11 protein-coding genes are annotated in these 19,441 nt (G+C 62.7%); 2 read left to right on the forward strand and 9 right to left on the reverse strand.

Annotated features, from left to right (window positions below):
- Positions 1-9 precede the first annotated feature (9 nt).
- The 6 genes from WMO46_RS13245 to WMO46_RS13270 are packed head-to-tail and all read right to left on the reverse strand — an operon-like array spanning position 10 to position 10,694.
- Positions 10-1,566: a hypothetical protein gene (locus tag WMO46_RS13245; RefSeq protein WP_349094510.1), complete on the reverse strand. Its 1,557-nt coding sequence runs from the start codon at positions 1,564-1,566 to the stop codon at positions 10-12.
- Positions 1,567-1,586: 20 nt separating this feature from the next.
- Positions 1,587-2,612, reverse strand: a complete 1,026-nt coding sequence (locus WMO46_RS13250; protein WP_349094511.1) for a BACON domain-containing protein — start codon at positions 2,610-2,612, stop codon at positions 1,587-1,589.
- Between the two features lie 18 nt (positions 2,613-2,630).
- A complete protein-coding gene (locus tag WMO46_RS13255) occupies positions 2,631-4,130 on the reverse strand; it encodes a RagB/SusD family nutrient uptake outer membrane protein (protein ID WP_129651893.1) in 1,500 nt (499 codons plus the stop codon).
- 18 nt (positions 4,131-4,148) lie between these two features.
- On the reverse strand, positions 4,149-7,460 hold the full coding sequence (locus tag WMO46_RS13260) for a SusC/RagA family TonB-linked outer membrane protein (RefSeq protein WP_349094512.1): 3,312 nt from the start codon (positions 7,458-7,460) through the stop codon (positions 4,149-4,151).
- 31 nt (positions 7,461-7,491) lie between these two features.
- A complete protein-coding gene (locus WMO46_RS13265) occupies positions 7,492-9,078 on the reverse strand; it encodes a metallophosphoesterase N-terminal domain-containing protein (protein WP_242493224.1) in 1,587 nt (528 codons plus the stop codon).
- 29 nt (positions 9,079-9,107) lie between these two features.
- Complete coding sequence (locus tag WMO46_RS13270; protein ID WP_349094513.1) at positions 9,108-10,694, reverse strand: metallophosphoesterase N-terminal domain-containing protein; 1,587 nt, start codon at positions 10,692-10,694, stop codon at positions 9,108-9,110.
- A gap of 260 nt (positions 10,695-10,954) precedes the next feature.
- On the opposite strand from WMO46_RS13270, the gene WMO46_RS13275 reads away from it, so the two are divergent.
- Positions 10,955-12,622 (forward strand): DUF6377 domain-containing protein, encoded by a 1,668-nt coding sequence (locus tag WMO46_RS13275; protein WP_349094514.1) that lies wholly within the window; start codon positions 10,955-10,957, stop codon positions 12,620-12,622.
- A gap of 51 nt (positions 12,623-12,673) precedes the next feature.
- On the opposite strand, the gene WMO46_RS13280 is transcribed toward WMO46_RS13275, so the two are convergent.
- The 3 genes from WMO46_RS13280 to hepC are packed head-to-tail and all read right to left on the reverse strand — an operon-like array spanning position 12,674 to position 17,755.
- Entirely contained in the window at positions 12,674-13,807 is a 1,134-nt protein-coding gene (locus tag WMO46_RS13280) for a heparin lyase I family protein (protein ID WP_349094515.1), read from the reverse strand.
- Position 13,808: 1 nt separating this feature from the next.
- Entirely contained in the window at positions 13,809-15,812 is a 2,004-nt protein-coding gene (locus WMO46_RS13285; protein ID WP_288661417.1) for a heparinase II/III family protein, read from the reverse strand.
- A 5-nt stretch (positions 15,813-15,817) separates the two neighbouring features.
- Positions 15,818-17,755: a heparin-sulfate lyase HepC gene (gene hepC / locus WMO46_RS13290; protein WP_349094516.1), complete on the reverse strand. Its 1,938-nt coding sequence runs from the start codon at positions 17,753-17,755 to the stop codon at positions 15,818-15,820.
- A gap of 277 nt (positions 17,756-18,032) precedes the next feature.
- On the opposite strand from hepC, the gene WMO46_RS13295 reads away from it, so the two are divergent.
- Complete coding sequence (locus tag WMO46_RS13295; RefSeq protein ID WP_349094517.1) at positions 18,033-19,436, forward strand: sulfatase family protein; 1,404 nt, start codon at positions 18,033-18,035, stop codon at positions 19,434-19,436.
- Positions 19,437-19,441 lie beyond the last annotated feature (5 nt).

The following is a 19,441-nucleotide window of genomic DNA, read 5'->3' on the forward strand; positions in this document are numbered from 1 at the left end:
AGGGGTTTGTCAATCCAGCAGGCGCACTTCGATGTCGTCGATGAAATAGTAGCTCGTGGGAGCCGCCGTTCCGTTCTTTTCGAAGAAGTTGAACGACGTGTTTTTCGACACGCCGCTGGCGATCAGCCGCACTTCGGTCCAGCCGTCGGTGCCGATCGTGGCGTTGGGAATGTAGGCCGACGTGGCGGGCGTGAATGCCATCTTTTCGCCGTCGATGTAGACCTCCTGATAAGTTCCCTTGTCGATCCAGCTCTGGAACGAGTCGGTCATGTTCGCTCCCTTGACGTAGCAGATCCGGAAGGTGATCTGCACGTTGCCCGAAGCGTCGGCGGGGATGTTCGTCAGCTTCGGCGTGTGGATTTTGCCGCGGCCCAGCGTGGGCGATCCGACACGCATGCAGCCCTGGAACTCGGCGCAGCGATAGAGATAGGTCCAGTCGTAGAGGTTGCGGTTGCGCATGTAGTCCGCCGTGACGTTGTTGGCGGCCGAAGGCGGCGCTACGTTCCACGAATTGGTGTAATCCGCCGTGCCGGCCGCGTTTTCCATCACGTAATAGGGAGCCTCCTCGACGCCCGTCGCCGATCCGTCCGCGGTCGTTCCGGCCAGACTGCCGCTGTTCCGCTGGTCTTCGGTCTGCGTGGGGGAATAGCCTTTCGTGTTGCCCACGTAGTCGCCGCCCCACACGCAGGCGTCGAAATGCTCGGCGAAGATCAGGTCGGCATCGGGGGCGTACTCGATTGCCGGGGTCTCGGTCACGACGTTCCGTTTGATCGTGCGCGGCGTTGGCGAATCGACGGTCATCGCCCGGTGCGAACGGTCGGTGATGCGGATTTTCAGCCCCGAGGCGTACTCGCGGGCGGGCATCACGATGTGGAAATCGGTTCCGTTCTCGCTCAGCGTCACGCCTTCGCCCGCACCGCCGCAGTTCATCACCAGGTGGTAGGAGCGGGCCGAACTCGTCTCGCCCGGTACGAGGATTTTATTTCCTGCATCGTCGGTCCCGAGCGTGGCGTAGCCCGAGACCGGGGCGCCCGAACGGTCCTCGACGAGGATCGAATTGATCGTCGCCGAGCCTTTCAGCGTCAGTTTCAGCACGCCGCACATGTTGCGCAGCCGGATGTTCACGTAGCCCTTCTCTTCGTCGATGCCCGTCGCTTCGCCGTACATCGGCATCGCATTGCGGCCGAACGTGCCGGAACCGGCATGGAACTGCGCCAGCGGCAGTTTGAAATTGGCGGCCTCTTTCGTCTGCTGGAGGAAATTGCAGGCCGAGGGGAACACCGCTTCGTAGCGGTCGGCTTCGGGGACTTCGGGCACGGCGGCCGTTCCGTCTTCGAGCAGGAAGACTTCGTAGGCCGTGCCGTTGATGTCGATCATGTCGCCCGGCTGGAACTTCACCCGCAGGGCGTCGTCCAGTTCGGCGCGCGTGTCGGCTCCGGCGTCGAGGCGCAGCGAAACGTATTTCACCGGAGCGGCTCCAGTCTGCCCGCCGGCCTCTTCGGGGGTTTCGGAACACCCCGCTAACAGCAGGCAGCCGGCGATCAATAGGTTCTGTATCTTTTTCATTTTCGCGTCTGTTTAGTCGGTTACCATTCGTTGTCGTCCTTTTCGCTCTCCATCCGGTCGCCTTCCACGCCGCCGATGTCGCACTTCTCCTGGGTCAGGGTCACGTAGCCGGTGGTGATACCCCCCCCCTCGCCGTCGTCGTAGCGCAGGGCGATGCGCGCCGAACGCGGTGCGGTGGGATTGGCCGGGACCTTCACGCTCAGCAGCCCCGCTTCGCGGTCGATGCGGTAATTCGTCAGCCAGCCTTCGGCTCCGGTCAGGTAGTCGCATACGAGCGTTATGTCGCCGTAGATTTCCGGGATGTTGCACTCGAACGCCTGTTCGAACGTCTCGCCGTAGGCCGCCGCCGCGTGGGTCTCCTCGGCGGGCGTCATCGTCAGGCGCAGCGCTTCGGTGCTTTGCGTGACGGTGGCGCGGGTCTCGTAGCGCGTGCCGTTGCCGTCGGCGACCCAGAGGGTTATCGTGGCGAAGCGCATGGCTCCGGTCGTGTTGTCCGCCACCCTGAAGCGCAGCGATTCGTCGTCGAGCGTCACGTCGCCGATCCACCCTTCGCCGCTCTCCTCGCCGTAGGCGATTTCGTGCTGCACACGTGCCAGATCGGGTCCGAGGTTGCTGGAAAGGGTCATCGTCACGGGGCATCCCTCGCCCAGCAGCGCGACGCTTCCGGGCGTGACGGTCAGTGTCGGGTCGGCGATGCCCGCGGCCTGCGACATCACCACCTCGCAGGCGCGGTCTCCGGACTGGATGCGGATCGTCGCCTTGCGCGACAGACCGCCGTTGGCGTCGTATTCGAAGAGGAAGTCGCCGTTTTCGCGGCCCGACTTCCGGTCGATCCGCGCCCATGCGTCCCCGGACTCCGAATCCACGGAGAGCGCCCAGTTTCCGGTCGAGTAGACCATCACGCGGGTCATGCCCTCCGTCGCCGGCAGCGCGACCAGATTCTGATCCACGGCCAGCCGGATCGTCGGTTCGAACGGCTCGTTGCAGCCGCCCAGCGCCCCGCAGAGCGCCGCCAGCCATGCAATGCCTTTATAGCTGAATCTCATAATGTTCCGTTTTTTAGGTTAAAGTCCGTATTTTTCATACTCCTTGTTGTCGAGCGCATAGCCCGAGTAGACCACCTGCGTGTCGGGAATCGGGTAGTATTCGTGGCAGGGCAGGATGGCGTTGCGCACGGTTTCGTAGTCGGCCGATTCGAGGGTCTTGGTGTACCAGATGCCCCACCGCACGAGGTCGAACTTGCGCTGGAACTCGCCGATCAGTTCGCGGGCGCGCTCGTTCTGAATCTCTTCGAGCGTGCGCTCCCAGCTCTTGAAGGCCGAGAATTCGGCGATCCCCGCACGGTTCTTCACCTGATTGAGATAGTGCTTGGTCTGTTCCAGGTTCTCCTTCATGCACCAGCACTCGGCCATCATCAGCACGGCGTCGGCATAGCGGAACACCTTGTAGTTGTTCGAGTCGTAACTGTCGCGCATGCCCGGGCACCAGAACTTCGGGCCCAGCCAGGGACGTGTGCCGACGCTTTTGAACTCCTGCCCGCCGTACTCCCACGCGAGGTTCATCTCCACGCGGCGGTCGCCGCCCGTGCGGGTCTGCAAGCCGGCGCTGAACACCAGATTGGGCCGCATGCCGGGCCACACGTTGGCGTCGTCGCCCAGCTCTTCGATCTTCACGCCGTCGAAAATGTCCGACCCCGACTCGGCGGTGGTCTGGTTGGGCATGCAGATACAGGCGTAGTTCGAGGTGTAGATCAGCCCGCCGGAGGTGTAGGAGTGCTGGATTTCGAGGATCGACTCGGGGGTGTTCTTCATGCGGAACGGAATGTCCGAGAGCGGGTATTGGTCGAGCGTGCCGTAGATCTTTTCCAGTTCGCCCAGCGCTTCGAGCGCCGTGTCCCACTGTTTGTTCCACATCGCCATCTTGGCGGCGAGCATCCACCCGACGGCCGCACCCATGCGGTTGTCGGCGATCTCCGACGAACGCACCTGGTCGAGGTCGGGAACGACCTCCATCAGCTCTTCGATCAGGTAGTTGCGCGTTTCGACGGCCGACATGCGCGGCAGGCGGGCCGTCTGGTTGAGCAGTTCCTCGGTGTTTACGTCGATCGTGTAGAAGGGCACGTCGCCGAAGACCGACGTGAGCAGGTAGTAGTACATCGCCCGCAGGATCACGCCCTCGGCCAGCAGTTTGCTGCGGTCGTCCTCGCTCACCGTGGCGTGGCGGATGCCTTCGATGGCGGCATTGCAGTACATCACGGCCTTGTAGCATTGGGTCCACACCGTGGCTCCGTAGCCGGGCAGCGCGGGCGAGATTTCGAGGCGCGAATCGTAGACCGTCGGCGAATTGTGGTACAGCAGGTCGGTGACGCCTTCGGTCATCACGCCGAAATTGAAATTATAGATCGTCTTGAGCGGAATGTAGCAGCTGTTCAGTCCGGCGATGCACTCCGACTTGTTGCGGTAGAAATTGCTCCGGTTGACGAAAAATTCGGGCGATTCCTGAAGCGAGCAGGCTCCTGCGAGCACCGCCGCGACCGTCAGCAAAACTATTTTCATCGGTTTCATAATCGTAGTCGTTTTTGATTAGTAGCGGATTTGGACGCTGAATATCACCGTGCGCGCCCGCGGATAGGCTCCCATGTCAACGCGCCGCAGCGTCGAGCTTTCGCTCGATGTCGAAACGTCAGGGTCGAAGCCGTTGTATTTCGACCACAGGTAGAGGTTCTCGCCGCTGACGCTCAGCGTGATGTCCCGCAGCCATTTCACCCGCTTGCGCAGGTCGAACGTGTAGCCCACCGAGACGTTTTTCAGACGCAGGTACGATGCGTCGTGCACTTGCAGGTCGCTCGGCACGTGCACCTGCACGGCGCCGGCGCGCGGCAGGTCGGAATCGGGGTTGCGCACCGGGTGCCACGAATTGGCCATGTAGCGGTACTGGTTCGAGGAGTAGGTTCCGGCCATGTAAAGCTCCGAATAGTTGTAGATCTTGCCGCCGAGCGAATAGGCGAAGTAGACGCCGACTTTCAGCTGACCGATGTTGAACGTGTTTTGCAGGCCGCCGTAGATCGTGGGGTCGGCGTTGCCCAGATAGACCAGGTCTTTCTGGTCCAGCGAACCGTCGTTGTTGGTGTCGATGTAACGCGGCAGGCCGGGGCTGAGCGAGGTCGTGGCCGAAACGTAGGTGTTGGTCACCTTGTTGCGCTCGATCTCCTCCTGGTTGTGCCACACGCCGCCGTACTTGAAGCCCCAGAGGGCGTTGAGCGGACGGCCCTTGACATAGCCGTACATCATGTACTGGCTGTTGCCGGGGCTGTTCATGGCGCTGACGAAGTCCTCCGAGCCGATGTCCTCGACCATCTGCTTGTTGTGCGAGAGCGTGAGCGACGTGGACCACGAGAATTTGGGCTTGACGATGTTGCGCGTCTCGACGGTCAGCTCCACGCCCTTGTTCGACGTGCGGCCGATGTTCTCGAAGTGGCTCGTGAATCCCGACTGCGAGGCTTTCTGGACCGACAGCAGCAGGTCGCGGGTCTTCGAAATGTAGGCTTCGAAAGTGATGTTCAGGCGTTTCTTGAACAGCGAGGCGTCGATGGCGGCGTTGTAGAGGTCGGTGGTCTCCCACGTGAGGTTGTCGCTCGCCACGCGCACCGGATAGAACGCCGTCGATTGCGAGCCGCCCAGCAGATAGCCGCCCGAGGTCGAGGTGTAGGCTTCGATCGAACGGTAGGGTTTGATGGCGTCGTTGCCCGTGCGGCCGGCGCTCAGGCGCAGCGACAGCTCCTCGATCCAGCGCACGCGGCGCATGAAATATTCGTTCGAGATGTTCCACTTGACGGCCGCCGAGGGGAAGAAGCCCCACTTGTGGTTGGCTGCGAAGTTCGACGAACCGTCGTAACGTCCGGTCAGCGTCAGGTAGTAGCGTTTCTTGTAGTTGTAGTTCACGCGGGCCAGCACCGACATCTTCGTGATGTAGTTGGTGTAGGAGGTGCTCGTGTAGTTCTCCTTGTCGTAGATGCCGTTCATGTTGTTCCACTTGTTGTCATCGACGATCAGCCCCTTGGCGTTGAGGTCGAAGCCGTTGAGGCGCGATTTCGAACCCGTGAAACCGCCCATCACGTCGAAATAGTGGCCCGTCTTGGAGGTGCGGGCGTAGGTCACGGTGTTTTCGGTCGAGAGCGTGCGCGTGTCGTACTCGGCGCGGTAGCCCTCGCCGCCCTCGCCCTCGTTCTTGACGGGAAGCGTGCTCGGATAGAAGCGGTAGTCGTGGCGCTGGTAGAGGTAGTAGGTGAATTTGCTGCTGATTTTCAGCCCCTCGACGGGTTTGATGTCCACGTACAGCGTGTTGGTCGAGGCGAAGCGTTCCAGCGTGTTTTCGTTCAGGTCGATCGTGTAGCGCGGGTTGTTGATCGTCTGTCCCGAGCCGTAGAAGGGGTTGTAGGTGTCCTCGGGACGCAGCACGGGGGCCAGATAGGTCGCGGCGTTCCACACCGACGAACCGCCGATATTGGCCTTGTTGTTGGCCTCGTCGCGGTAGGAGAGCGACGAATTGACGCCCGCTGTGAACCATTTGGTGAAGTCGTGCGACACGTTGACGCGGGCCGTCGTGCGCTGGAATCCGCTGTCGTCTACGATGCCCTGGATGTCGCTGTAACCCAGCGACACGAAATAGCTGCTGGTCTTCGAGCGGCCCGACACCGAGAGGTTGTAGTTCTGATAGGGTGCCGTGCGGGTGATCTCGTCGATCCAGTTGGTGCCCTTGCCCAGCGAATAGGGGTCGTTGTAGGTGTAGTCCTGAACCGGGCGGTTGCCCATCTGCCAGTTGAAATAGGTCACGTCGTTGCGGTAGAGGGCGAACTCCGTGGCGTTCATCACGTCGAGGTTGCGGGGCAGCTGCGAGAAGCCCATGTCGGCTTTGAGCGTGATCCACGGTTTGCTCACCGTGGGATTGCCTTTCTTCGTGGTGACGATGATGACGCCGTTCGAGCCGCGTGCGCCGTAGATGGCCGTCGATGAAGCGTCCTTGAGCACCGAGATCGACTCGATGTCGGCCGAATTGATGTCGCTCAGATCCTGCACGGCGTCGATGATGCCGTCAACGACGATCAGCGGTTCGTTCGAGGCGGTGATCGAGCGGGTTCCGCGGATGCGGATCGAGGTCGAGGCGGTCGGGTCGCCCGACGTGGACATGATGTCGGCGCCGGCCACGCGGCCCTGCAACGCCTGATCGACCGATACCACCGGAACGTCCTTGATGTCGCCCATCTTGACGTTGGTCACCGAACCCGTGAGGTCGGTCTTCTTCACCTCGCTGTAACCGATCACGACCACCTCGTCGATGTTCTTGTTGTCGGCCGTCAGCGCGATGTCGATCTGCGAGCGGTTGCCGACCCGGATTTTCTGGGGCACATAGCCCAGGTAGGAGAAGTCGAGGACCGATTCGGCGGAGGGCACGGCGAGGCTCCAGGCGCCTTTGGCGTCGGTCGTGGTTCCCCGGGACGATCCCGAGAGCACGACGGTGACACCGGCGAGCGGGTTTCCGTTGTCGCTGTCGGTGACGACGCCCTTCACCACGCCCGAGGTCCGGGCTGCGGGTTTCAGCGCGACATCGACCTGCGCCCGTCCTTCGGCGGGGACTTTCCGGGTCTGGTAGCCTTCGCGGGAGAATTCGAGCACGGCCGCGGCGGAGGGAACCCGGATGGCATAGGCGCCCTTCGCGTCGGTCGTGGTTGACACGGCCGAGCCGGAGAGCTTTACGCTCACGCCGGCGAGCGGCCTGCCGCTGTCGCCGTCGGTGACGGTTCCCCGGACCTCGGAGGCCGGCTGGGCCGCGAGGGTGGAGAGGGCAACCGATACCAGTACGGCCAGCGTACCGATCATTTTGCAGAGTTTTCTCATATTGTCAGATAGTGTTTTAGGGGTGCTTCGTTCAGCGTTCGATCCGCGTGACTACGCGGAAGTCGCGGTTGCGGATATGGTCCGTGCCGACGATCTCGATCTCGGCGCCGGGGTCCTTCGGGGTGTAGAGATAAAGACGCACGGGTTTCTGTTTGAGCCACGTGTAGCGTTCGTAGGGGATGATGCCCTCCTCGACCAGCGAACGGGCCAGCGGATCGTAGCGCTGGACCAGCTGTCCGCGTCCGTAGGTCAGCTCGCCGTTCTCGCGGCAGACGAAGGTCCAGTTGGGGGCCACGCCCCAGAAGAAGACCAGCACCGACGGCGCGCCGCCCGCGGGGTCGAGGGCCGAGGAGCTTGCGATGCCCGTGTTCGAGGTGACGCCCTTGTTGTAGACGCGGTACTGCTGTTTGCTGTTGCCGTTGGCCCAGTCGATGAGCGAGCGGCTTTCGAGGCGGTCGCCCCGGAAGACATACTCGGTGAAGGCGGCGGGGTAGCCGTTGCAGCAGATGCCCTGCCGGTACCACCAGTTGCCCGTGACGGCCGGATGGACGTACTCCACGATCCGGTCGCTGACGCGCGTCGTGCCCTCGGTGTGCCAGTCGCCCGTCATGATGGTCACGTCGTAATCCTGCAACAGCACGAACAGTTCGTCCTTGTTTTTGAGGTTGTACCAGATGTCGTCCCAGGCGCCGTTGTTGGCTACGAGGGGCACGTGGCAGGCCACGACGAGCTGCCGGATCTCCGGATCGAGTGCCCGAAGGTCCTTGTAGAGCCATGCGAGCTGCTCCGGGGCGATGATCCTGTCGTATTTGTTGCGCCCGTGGTAGAGCATGTCGTCGAGCACGACGTAGTGGACCTTGCCGATGTTGAACGAGTAGTAGGTCGGCCCGAAATACTTGCGGTATTCGGCTTCGGCCTCGTAGTCGTTTTCGTATTTGTGGCAGTGGTCGTGGTTGCCGATGACGTGGTACATCAGAAACGGGGTGTCTTTGGCCAGACGCAGGTATTCGGCCATGCCCGTGTTGTTGCGGAACCAGTATTCCGAGTGGGTCATGTCGCCCAGGTTCAGCCCGTAGACCGGCGTGCGCCGCATCAGGCTGTCGGCATATTCGACCAGCCGGGGCATGAAGTCGTCGCGGAACTGGATCGAGTCTACCGGGGCGATGACGTTGCCGCTGCCGGGCGGGATGTCGATCACGCGGCCCGAGACGTGTTCGTCGGCCACCACGAGCAGCGTGTAGTCGTCGTTGGCGGCGCGCGTGAGGTGGAAATCGAACTGCTGGACGCTCTTCTTGTCCGCCGTCTTGTCGAGGGCGTGGAAGAATTTGGGCAGGAATCCGGAATAGACCTCCGGGTCGTAGCCCCTCGGCGTGGAGATCATCACGAACTCCGAGCGCGACAGCTTGGTTTTGAGCCAGTAGCGGCCCTCGGCATCGGTCTTCACGACGTTGAAGCCGTCGGAGACGACGACCCCTTCGACGCCGCGTCCCTCGCATTCGACGTAGCCTTTGACCGTGGCTCCCGGTTTGTCGGGAAGGGGCGGCAGTCCGGCGCTCCGGACCGGCGCCGCAAGGAGTGCGGCGGCAGCCAGGAAGAGCAGGATTTTTCTGTTTTTCATCATGTTGAAATCGGTATATGGGTTCGGATTTATTCGATCTTCGTGTCGATCACGTGCAGGAGCGCTCCTTTTTGGTCGGTCACCGTGATCCGGATGGCCGCCGCGGGGTTCGCGGGGACGTATTGCAGCCAGTGGTCGGCCGTGCGGACCGTTGCGCACCACGAATAGCGCTGCCATCCGATCAGCCCCTGGTTGCAGAAATCGCGGTGGATGGGGTCGTAGCGTGCCACGCGGGTCAGCCGGCCCGAGGTCTGCACGCCGTTTTCGTAGCAGTCGAAGGTCCAGTCGGGACGCATCTCCCAGAGATTGACCAGCACCGCGGGCGAACCTCCGGCGGGGTCCGAGGCCGTTCCGGGGGCGACGGTTCCGGTGTTGGTCGTCACGCCCTTGTTGTAGACGCGGTAACGCTCCGCAGCGTACTCGTCGCCGATGGGTACGATGCGGCGGCTCATCGAGGTTCCGTTGACGGTGCAGGCCGCGAAGGCCGCCGGGGTCCCGTCGTTGCAGAGGAGTTTGTACCACCATGTGCCGCATGCCGCCGGGAGGATGTATTCGGAGGCTTTGTCGCTGATGCGCACCGAGTGGGCGTGGTGCCAGTGCCCGCTCATCACCGTCAGGTTGTAGTCGGCGAAAAGCGCGTAGAATTCGTCGAAATTCCCGAGCGCCTTTTTATAGGAGCCGTCCGTCTGCAATCCGTTGACGGTCGGCACGTGCATCGCCACGACCACGTCGCGCACGGCGGGGTCCGTCGCCGCGAGGTCCTTGCGCAGCCACTCCATCTGGCGGTCGTCGATCCGCGTGTCGTAGGCGTTCGAGCCTTTGTAGACCATGTCGTCGAGCACGATGTAGTGGATGCGGCCCAGGTTGAACGAATAGTAGGTGGGGCCGAGCGCCGCCTTGTACTGGGCGTCGGCCGTGTCGTCGGCGACCTTGTGGCAGTAGTCGTGGTTGCCGATGGCGTGGAAGACCGGGAAATCGACATCTTTCATCGCCTCGATGTACTGCGGGAAGGAGTAGTTCTTCGAATACCAGTATTCCGAGTGGGTCATGTCGCCCAGATTCAGCCCGTAGACGCGGTAGCCCGCGGGGGCCGAGGCGGCGTGGGCGGCGAGCGCGGGGACGAACCGTTCGCGGCATTGCTTGGAGTCGAGTTCGGCGACGACCGTTCCGCTGTCGTTCGGATAGCCCGGTTTGCGTCCCGAGATGTGTACGTCGGCCATGACCAGCAGCAGGTGGCGGGTGTTGTCCGCGGCGGTCAGGTCGAAATCGAAGCGCTGCGTGCCCGGTTCGGCGGGATCTATGGCCGCATAGAATGTCGGAAGGATGCCGTCGCGGGCCGTTTCGTAGCCCGAGGGTACGGAGATGCGCACGAAATCGGCCGACGAGAGGTCGCTCGTAAAGGAGTAGTAGCCTTCGGCGTCGGTTTTCACGACGTTCGCGCCGTCGGAAACCGCGACGCCGGCGATGCCCCGGCCGTCGCAGCGGACATATCCGCAGATATTTCCCTCCCCGGCGGGAGGGGGTACGGGGCCTTCGGAAGACGAGTCGGACGAACAGCCCGCGAGGAGCGTCAAGGCGAGCGCCGCCGATGAAAAGCAATTCAGAATTCGGTTCATTCGGGTTTGGATTTTCGTGTTGCCGTGTGGCAACGGTTAGTCGGTACGGCAAATGTACCCATAAATGAATATCCTCCGCAGGAGGGCTGCGAAAATCAAACCCTTTGAAAAATAAAGGGTCTGAATGTCAGTCTGTTGCTGATAATTCGGGTTCGTTTTATCAAACTGTGTAACGGCATTGTAACGCCCGAAAAGCGCCTCGGAAGGTGATTTTGATTCCGAATTTTATTATCTTGTCTGACCGAAACACGCCTTTTGCCATGAACCGAAGCCTTTGCTGTCTGCTGTTTGCCGCCGTATTTCTCACGACGGGCTGCCGGGACGAACTCGATCACGAACTCGACAGGACGATCCGCGAACTGAACGATGTCATCCGCAACGAAGCGGTCTATGTGGAACGCCGCCACCGCATCATCCGCAAATACCGCGACATTGCGGACACCACCCGCAGCAAGCGGACCCGGGCCTGGGCCTATACCACGCTGGCGGGGCATTACAGCCATTTCCAGCTCGATTCGTCGGCCTATTATTGCAGGATGGCCCGTGCGCTGGCCGAGGAATTGGGCGACGAACGGCTGATCAACGATGCCAAGGTCCGCACGGCCATCGTGCTGATCGGCAATGTCGAACTCGCGGAGGCCAACCGCATTCTGCGGAGCGTCGATACGACGGACAGCCGGAAGGTGGACCTGACGCTCTACTACCGCACGCGGGCCACGGTGTTCCGCGAATCGAAACGCTTCAGCGTCTTTCCCGAGGTGCAGAGCCGCTACGACGATTCGCTCAAATACTACCTCCGGGCCTATCTCAACCGCGCTTCGGGACCGCGCATCGCCTATCAGAAAAAGAATTTCGAAGCCGAACTGCTGCGTCTCGAAGGACGCAACCGCGAGGCGCTGGAAAAGCTCGAAGGGCTGATCCGGGACGACATCGACAGCCTCGATATTTTCCAGAAGGGCAACATCACCTACCAGATCGCGCGCAACTACACCGATATGGGCGACAACCGGCGGGGCATGCTGTGGGCGGCCCGGGCTTCGATCTACGAGCTTTCGGCCTCGACGCGCGCCCACATGTCGCTCTACCGGCTGGCGCAGATACTCTACGAGACGGGAGAGATCCGGCTGGCGAACGCCTACATCAAACGCACGCTGAACGACCTGACGGTCAGCAACTACCGTCTGCGGATGGGACAATACGCCGAATCGCTCGACATGATCACCCGGTCGTTCGACAAGTCGATGCGCAGCAGACTGCTGCTGACGTTCTTCACGGCCATATCGCTCTCGGTGCTGCTGATCGTCATTCTCTGGCAGGCGATCCACACCCTGCGGCGCAAGCGGGAGATCGAACGCCTCAAAGACAGCTATCTCGAAATCAACCGCCAGTTGACCGACATCAACCATCGGCTCAACGCCACCAACAGCGCGCTGGTGCGGACCAACGACCAGCTCAACGACGCCAACAGGATCAAATCGGAGTACGTGAGCCAGTATATGCAGCTTTGCAGCTCCTACATCCAGCGCCTCGACACCTACCGCATGGGGATCATCAAACTGCTCAAGACCGAGAGCGCCGAGCAGACGCTCATCACGCTGCGCTCGCAGGAGCTGATCCAGACCGAGCACCGCAATTTCCTGCGGCTTTTCGACGAAACCTTCCTCGGGCTGTTCCCCGATTTTATCGAACAGGTGTGCGGGCTGCTCCACGATCCGGAGCGTTTCATGCCCAAGCGGCGCCGCCAGCTCTCGACCGAACTGCGCTACCTGGCGCTGATCCGGCTGGGCGTTTCGGACTCGGCGCAGATCGCCATGTTCCTCAACAGCACGCTTTCGACGATCTATACCTACCGGGCGCGGCTGCGCAACGCCCGGCTCGACAAAACGTCGGACATCGAGGAGCAGATCCAGCGTATCGGCATCTCGTAATGACAAGAGGCGGGACCGAAATCCCGCCTCTGCCGTCGTTTCCGCTCCGGATCAGCGTTGCCGCTGGGAGTATCCGGCGAGGTTGTAGCTCACGGGCTCCGTGCTGTCGCCCACGCGGTAGATGCCGAACTTGAAGTAGTAGCCGTCCTCGTCGTTGCGGCCTATGAGTATCTGTTCGTCGTTGACCAGATGATCGGTCCGGCCGTCGCAGGTCATCCGTACGTCGAGGCGTCCCGGACGCACGATCGTCTCGGCCTCGCCGCCGTACTGCGTCCAGTCGATCTCCACGGTGAAGGTCACCCAGCGCTCCTTCGGGAACTCTTCGAAAGGCATCCGCGCGGCTATCGTCGAGGCTTTGAACTCCGAGGTGACGGGCTCCATCACCCGGGCTTTGGCCGCATTGGCGTTGCAGCGGTCGGTCTTGTCGGTGAACCAGCGGCGGTCGGAGTTGGCCTTGATGTAGAAATACCCTCCCGAGAATCCGAACGCCAGCGGGGGATAGCCGCCCTGTTCGACTTTCCAGCCCGTCGGCTTGCCCGCTTTCCAGACCTTGTTGCCCTTCCTGTCGGTGGTTTCCACTCGTTCGTAGGCCGTGTCCTTCTTGATGACGACGGTGTCCTGCATGGCGAGGAACTCTTCGGCCGGGAGCTTCATGACGCGCCCGTCGGGGGCCGTCACCAGCGTCCGGTCGGGCATGCCGTGCCATTGGGCGAAGATCGTCGATACCTCGGGACTCAGCTCCGAGGGAATCCGGACCGAAAAGGTGTAGCTCCACGACGTGCCCTGCGGACAGATGCCCTTGCCGTGGTGGTAGACGGTCTTCATCCGCTGGGCATCGGTGTAGGCCTTGTCCGGGAGCGCCGCGAAGTCGGCCGCCGTGGCGTAGCACCAGGAGAGTTCCGATCGCCCTTTAGTCTCGCCCGGGGCATAGCCTTCGAGCGTGTTGTCGTCGCGTCCGAGCGTGAAGCGGTAAGAGGGTTTGCCCGCGTACATGCGGGTATGGTCGCGGCCGAGGGCTTCGGGTTTGCGGATGCCCACGGCGACCCACTCGCCGTCGATCACCTGACTCATCCGCGCCGAATCGGCCTGGATGTTCACCCGTTCGGGCAGCGGTTCGTAGCCTTTTTCCTGAGCCGTCGCCGGCATGGCGGCCAGCAGCAGCACGATTGCATACAGTCGGTTCATCTTAGCGGAGTTCATATCCCAGTTCGTAGGTTTTGGCGCCCACGCGCACCGCGAAGCGGAGCGTGTCGCCCACGGGGGCCTTTTCCGGAACGATGGCGATCGAGCCTTGGAACGGCGCTTCGTCCGGGGCGATGACGGTGACGAAGAGCATCTCTCCGCCGGCGTCTTTCTGCGCTTCGACGGCGTAGGCCGGACGCTCCTCCTTCTTGCGGTAGGCGGTCGAAACCCATCCCTCCTCCTCGCGGATCTGCACGGGAACGGTCGCCGAGGTCTTGATGCGGATGTTGTTGCTGTCGGCGAAGAGCGTGCGCACGGTGCCGTCCTTGGCGTATTCGATCCGGCCCGGACAGAGGTTGAAATGCACTCCGACCTTTCCGGCGGCCGTGCCCGACACCTGGTCGGTGATCACCAGCAGCCCCTCTGCGGTGAAGAACATCGCCCGGCGGTGGGTGAGACCCTCGTAGGAGGGGTTCTCGGTCACCAGCGTCGTCAGCTCGGGCGTCGCCTTCCACAGCAGGAGTTTCGAATCGGTCTTTTCGAGGTCGCGGTCGTCGAGCGTCACGGTGTTGTGCACGCGGGTCTGGCGGAACCAGTTGCGCTGGGCCAGCACGGCGCTGTCGCCGCCGTAGACGTAGCTGCCCGAGTCGGGGAAGAAGTTGCGGCCCCGGCGCCAGTAGTCGAACGTGCCGTTGTCGGGCTGGTTGTGCCAGAACGCCGGGGGGCCTGCTTTCACGACCGTGACTGCGGCATCCTTGTCCCATCCCGTGCGCAGGACGTAGAATCCCGATGCCGGGAACTGCTGCGAGGTGTAGTCGGGGAGTGCGCCCTTGCGGCCCTCCGTGGCGAACCATTGCAGCTGTTTGTCGTCGGGGAAGACCTTGCTCCAGCTGCGGAACTGCCGCTGGAGGGAGCTCTTGTCGTGGCTCTTGGTGTCGCCGAACATCGGGTTGGAGTAGTCGGGGAAGAGCAGGTTCCACGTCACGACGGTCATCTTCCCGACGGTCTCGACGTAGCTTGCCGGAAATTCGCTCTCGTATCCGTTGGCCGAGGCCATGCCGAGGGCTTTGAGGAAGATGTCGATGGCGGCGATGTGGTAGCCGAAATCCAGTTCGAACTGCATGCCGTCGGGGTAGACCTGCACGCCGATCTCGCGGTTGAGGATCTCGATGCCGCTGCGGCGCCACTCCGCGGCTTCGCGGAACTCCGGGAAGTAGATGCCCGCGAACAGCATCCGCTGGGCTTCGAACAGCAGGTGGTTGCCCTGCTTGGAGTAGTTGTGCAGGATGTGGTCGGCGTGCTGGCGGTAGGTGCGCAGGAAGAGGTTGAGGAACTGGGGCGTGAAGCGCGGCGAACGGATCGTCAGCGCGAATTCCGTCAGCAGGTCCTGCAAACGGCGCCCGGCCTCCATCGGACGCCATGCGAAGCGGATGTTCTCCTTTTCGGCGGCGATCTCGGCCTCCGATGCCCCTGCGGCTTTCAGCCTTTCGACGCCGTCCAGCGGGTTTTTCTTCACCCAGTCGGCGTACTGCTCCATCCATGCGTCGATGTATCGGGCATCCTGGGTGACGTAGTAGCACTTGGCCAGCGGGATGAACCAGTAGTGGCGGTGCAGCTGCCAGCGCAGCTCGTTGTCCTTCACGGGCCAGTAGCGCCAGTCGATGTCGTCGCCGTAGAAATAGGAGGGCTGATAGCCCTTGTGGGCGTAGAATTTGTGTTCCAGCGCCTCGTCGGCCTGCTTCTGCTCCAGCTTGCTGACCTTGACGTTTTCGAGGTCGAGGCCGAAGAGTTCGACGGGCTTGCGCGTGCGGAAATATTTCAGCAGCTCCTTGTCCGCGGCGGCGACGTTGCCTTTTGCGACGGCTTTCTTCACCGCCTCCATGCCCGGACGGTCGAGGTCCAGCAGGTCGTAGAGCGACTTTTCGTCGCCGAGGGCCGGGGTCGTTTCGGCGGCCGATGCCGCGCCGAGCGCCAGCGCGGCGCAGAGGGTCATCAGGATTCGTTTCATGGCAGTTATTTTAGGTTGTATCTCTTTCTGTCGATTTTGACTTGCAGCCGGTTCCCGCGCCAGGCGGCTTCGACGCGCTGCGCCGCTGCGTCCGCGGCCGGGAGCAGCACCGTCACCAGCCGCACGGGCTCTCCGGCGCGCTTTCGCACCGTGAAGGCGTAGGCCGGACGTTCCGAACGCTGACGGTAGGTGCGCGACACCCATCCTTCGCGGCGCTCCATCCGCTCCGCGCCGAAGACCTTCAGCAGCAGGTCGTTGCCGTCGCCGAAGCGGGTCGCTGCGGAACACGCGGCGAAATCCTCCGCCGGATCGCACTCCACGAGGTTATAGTGCAGGGCCACTTCGCCCTCGGCCGTTCCGAAGGCTTCGTCGGCGATGACGAAGAAGCGTCGGTCGATGAACCACACCGTGCGGCGGTGAGTGAGGCCCTCGTAGGAGGGGTTCTCGACCGTCACGATGTCCGTCGCGCCGTCCGTTTCCCAGCGCAGGCATTTCGAGTCGGTGCGTTCGAGGTTCCGGCCCTCGAGCGTCAGGGTGTTGTGAACCTGCGTCCGGCGGAACCAGTTGCGCTGGTCGGTCACCTCCTTGTCGCCCGCGTAGACGTAGCTCCCCGAGTCGGGGAAGAAGTTGCGGCCCCGGTGCCAGAGTTCGAACGTGCCGTTGTCGGGCTGGCAGTGCCAGAATCCCTGCGGTCCGGCTTTGAGAACCATCGCCGTGGCGTCCGCCTCCCAGCCGTTGCGCAGGACGTAGAATCCCGAGGTGCGCAGCGCCCGCGACAGATGCTCCGGGGCGGCTCCCTCGCGGCCCTCGGTCGCCATCCAGCGGATCGCAGCGTTGTCGGGGAAAACCTCGGCCCACGCGCGGTAACAGGGCATCAGCTCCTCTCTCTCCCGGAACCGGTTGTCGCTGAACAGCGGCGTGGTGTAGTCCGGGAACGAGCAGTCGATATAGGCACCGATCATCCGCTCGACCGTGGCCAGATACTCCGCCGGGAAATCGCCCCGGTAGCCGTTGGCGTCCATCATTTGCAGCGCCTTGAAGAAGATGCCGATCGACTCGTGGTGGTAGTGCAGGTCCAGTTCGTACTGCATGCCGTCGTCGTAGACCTGTTCGCCGATCTCGCGGTTGAGGATCTCGACGCCCGTCCCGCGCCAGCGGTCCGCGTCGCGGAACTCGGGGAAGAACACCCCCGCGAAGACGAGCCGCTGGGCCTCGAACAGCAGGTGGTTGCCCTTGGCCGAGAAGTGGCGCGTGATATGTTCCGCATGGCGGTGGTAGTTTTCGAGAAAATGCAGGAGAAAATCGGCGTCGAACGCCTCGGCGGGCAGGAAATAGAGGAACTGGTGGATCTGGAACTCCAGCCGGTCGCTCACCTCGAGGGGCCGCCAGGCGAAATAGACGTTCTCGGCCTGCGTCCAGTTTCCGGCCTTGCGTTCGTCATACGCCGTGAGGGGGTTCTTGCGCATCCAGTCGAGGTATTCGGCGCACCACTCCGCGGCGTAGCGTTCGTCGCCCGAGAGGCGGTAGGCTTTGCCCATCGGCACCCACCATTTCATGCGGTGCAACTGCCAGCGCAGTTCGTTGTCCTTCACGGGCCAGTACTCCCAGTCGATGTCGTCGCCGTAGAAATAGGAGGGCTGGTAGCCCTTGTGGACGAAGAAACGGTGCTCCATCGCCTCGTCGGCCCAGCGTTGTTCTTCGGGGGTGATCGTGATGCCGGCGGGGTCCGCATCGGGGCAGACGACGCCCGTGCGGCGGCGGTAGTAGTCCAGCAGGGCTTCGGCGGCGGCTTTGTCGTCGCCCGCGGCGTGCAGTTCGGCGACGCGTTCCAGCCCGGGGCGCGTGAGGTCCAGCAGCGCGAAGACCGTGGTGTCGGCCTGCACCCGCATCAGCGAGGGCAGGAGGGCCAGCAGGAGGGCGATAAGCAGTTTTACAGGTTTCATGGTACGGCAAAGGTACGACAAAGCGCTGTTTCCTTTTATCAATAATGACCAATCCTTTCCCGAATTTCTGCAAAGGGGTTTCAGTTTTGTGCAGTCCGATGCCGGATTTGTCGAATGACGGCGCCCGAAGGGGCCTGCGGCGCGGTTTTAGGACAAATTTAAGGTCCGATTCTACAAAATCGAAAGCCTTTTGCACACGTTTCGCGTTTTTGGGGACAATCTCCGGGGCTTGCGCTGTCGGTTTGTGGTAATTTTGTATGACCGAAAAACTACGCCTATGACCTGTCTCAACCACGCTTCGCTGGCCGCATCGCTCGCCGCCCTGACCGTGGCCGCCGATGCCGCCGCCGCTTCGAAACCCGAATCCGCCTCCGGGAAGCGTCCCGGCATCATCGTCATCATGACCGACCAGCAGACCGCCGCCGCCATGTCGTGCGCCGGCAATCCGTGGGTCCGGACTCCGGCTATGGACGCGCTGGCCGCCGATGGCGTGCGCTTCACGCGCGCCTACTGTCCCTTTCCGCTGAGCGGCCCTTGCCGCGCCTCGCTCGTCACGGGCCGCATGCCCTTCGAGGTCGGGGCCTTCGACAACGCGATCCGCCCCAACGACGCCGACATGCGGGCCGGCATCGGCCACCGTCTCGCCGAAGCGGGTTACGAGTGCCTCTACGCCGGGAAATGGCATGTCCCCGAGGTCAACCTCCCCGATTCGGGCACGGGATTCCGCCGCATCTCGAAGATGGACGACCCGGCGCTGGCCGACGCCTGCGACGCGGCGCTGAGGGAGTACGACGGCTCGAAGCCGCTCTTTTTGGTCGCTTCGCTGCTCAATCCCCACGAAATCTGCGAATACGGACGCAACGAAACGCTGCAATACGGCGAGCTGGCGCCCTTCTCCACCGATGAGTGCCCCAATCTCCCGGCCAATTTCATGCCCTCGACCTATGCGGCCGAAGCGCTGACGCTCGAACACGCCTCCTCGCCCCGCTACCATGACACCTACACCTACACGCAGGACGACTGGCGGCGTTATCTCTACGCCTATTACCGCCTCGTGGAGCGCGCCGACCGCGAGGTGGGGCGTATCGTCGGGGTGCTGAAAGCCCGCGGGCTCTACGACGACTCGGCGATCATCTTCCTCTCGGACCACGGCGACGGCGTCGCCGCCCACGGCTGGAACCAGAAATGGAACTTGCAGGAGGAGGTCGTCAACGTGCCGCTGATCGTCAAGGCCCCCGAAGGCGCCGGCCTGCGGGGCGTGCGCAACGACGAGGCGCTGTCGAACGTCGGACTGGACCTTTACGCCACGGTCTGCGACTATGCGGGCGTCGCGCCCGATCCCGGACGCTACCGCGGACGGAGCCTGCGCCCCGTGGCCGAAGGCCGTCAGACGACGCTTCACGACGAAGTTTTCGTCGAGACGCTCCTCCCCGGCCCCGGCATGCGCGGCTGGTGCGTCGTCGGCCCGCGCTACAAATACGTCCTCTACCAGTGGGGCCGCAACCGCGAGGCGCTGTACGATTTGCAGGACGATCCCGGCGAGATGGTCAACCTGGCCGTCGATCGCCGTTACGAAGCCGAGCTGAACCGTCTGCGCCGGGCGATGTACGACTGGGGCGTGCGCATCGGCGATCCGAAGCTCGTGCGCAACCTGCGGCCCTGGGCCGAACCCCGGAACTGAAACCG

Source organism: Alistipes intestinihominis, from assembly GCF_040095975.1.
GTDB classification, from domain to species: domain Bacteria; phylum Bacteroidota; class Bacteroidia; order Bacteroidales; family Rikenellaceae; genus Alistipes; species Alistipes senegalensis.

Excerpts from the sequence above, each read along its gene's own strand:
- WMO46_RS13245 (WP_349094510.1), bottom strand. The coding sequence starts at position 1,566 with ATGAAAAAGATACAGAACCTATTGATCGCCGGCTGCCTGCTGTTAGCG.
- WMO46_RS13250 (WP_349094511.1), bottom strand. The coding sequence starts at position 2,612 with ATGAGATTCAGCTATAAAGGCATTGCATGGCTGGCGGCGCTCTGCGGG.
- WMO46_RS13255 (WP_129651893.1), bottom strand. The coding sequence starts at position 4,130 with ATGAAACCGATGAAAATAGTTTTGCTGACGGTCGCGGCGGTGCTCGCA.
- WMO46_RS13260 (WP_349094512.1), bottom strand. The coding sequence starts at position 7,460 with ATGAGAAAACTCTGCAAAATGATCGGTACGCTGGCCGTACTGGTATCG.
- WMO46_RS13265 (WP_242493224.1), bottom strand. The coding sequence starts at position 9,078 with ATGAAAAACAGAAAAATCCTGCTCTTCCTGGCTGCCGCCGCACTCCTT.
- WMO46_RS13270 (WP_349094513.1), bottom strand. The coding sequence starts at position 10,694 with ATGAACCGAATTCTGAATTGCTTTTCATCGGCGGCGCTCGCCTTGACG.
- WMO46_RS13275 (WP_349094514.1), top strand. The coding sequence starts at position 10,955 with ATGAACCGAAGCCTTTGCTGTCTGCTGTTTGCCGCCGTATTTCTCACG.
- WMO46_RS13280 (WP_349094515.1), bottom strand. The coding sequence starts at position 13,807 with ATGAACCGACTGTATGCAATCGTGCTGCTGCTGGCCGCCATGCCGGCG.
- WMO46_RS13285 (WP_288661417.1), bottom strand. The coding sequence starts at position 15,812 with ATGAAACGAATCCTGATGACCCTCTGCGCCGCGCTGGCGCTCGGCGCG.
- hepC (WP_349094516.1), bottom strand. The coding sequence starts at position 17,755 with ATGAAACCTGTAAAACTGCTTATCGCCCTCCTGCTGGCCCTCCTGCCC.
- WMO46_RS13295 (WP_349094517.1), top strand. The coding sequence starts at position 18,033 with ATGACCTGTCTCAACCACGCTTCGCTGGCCGCATCGCTCGCCGCCCTG.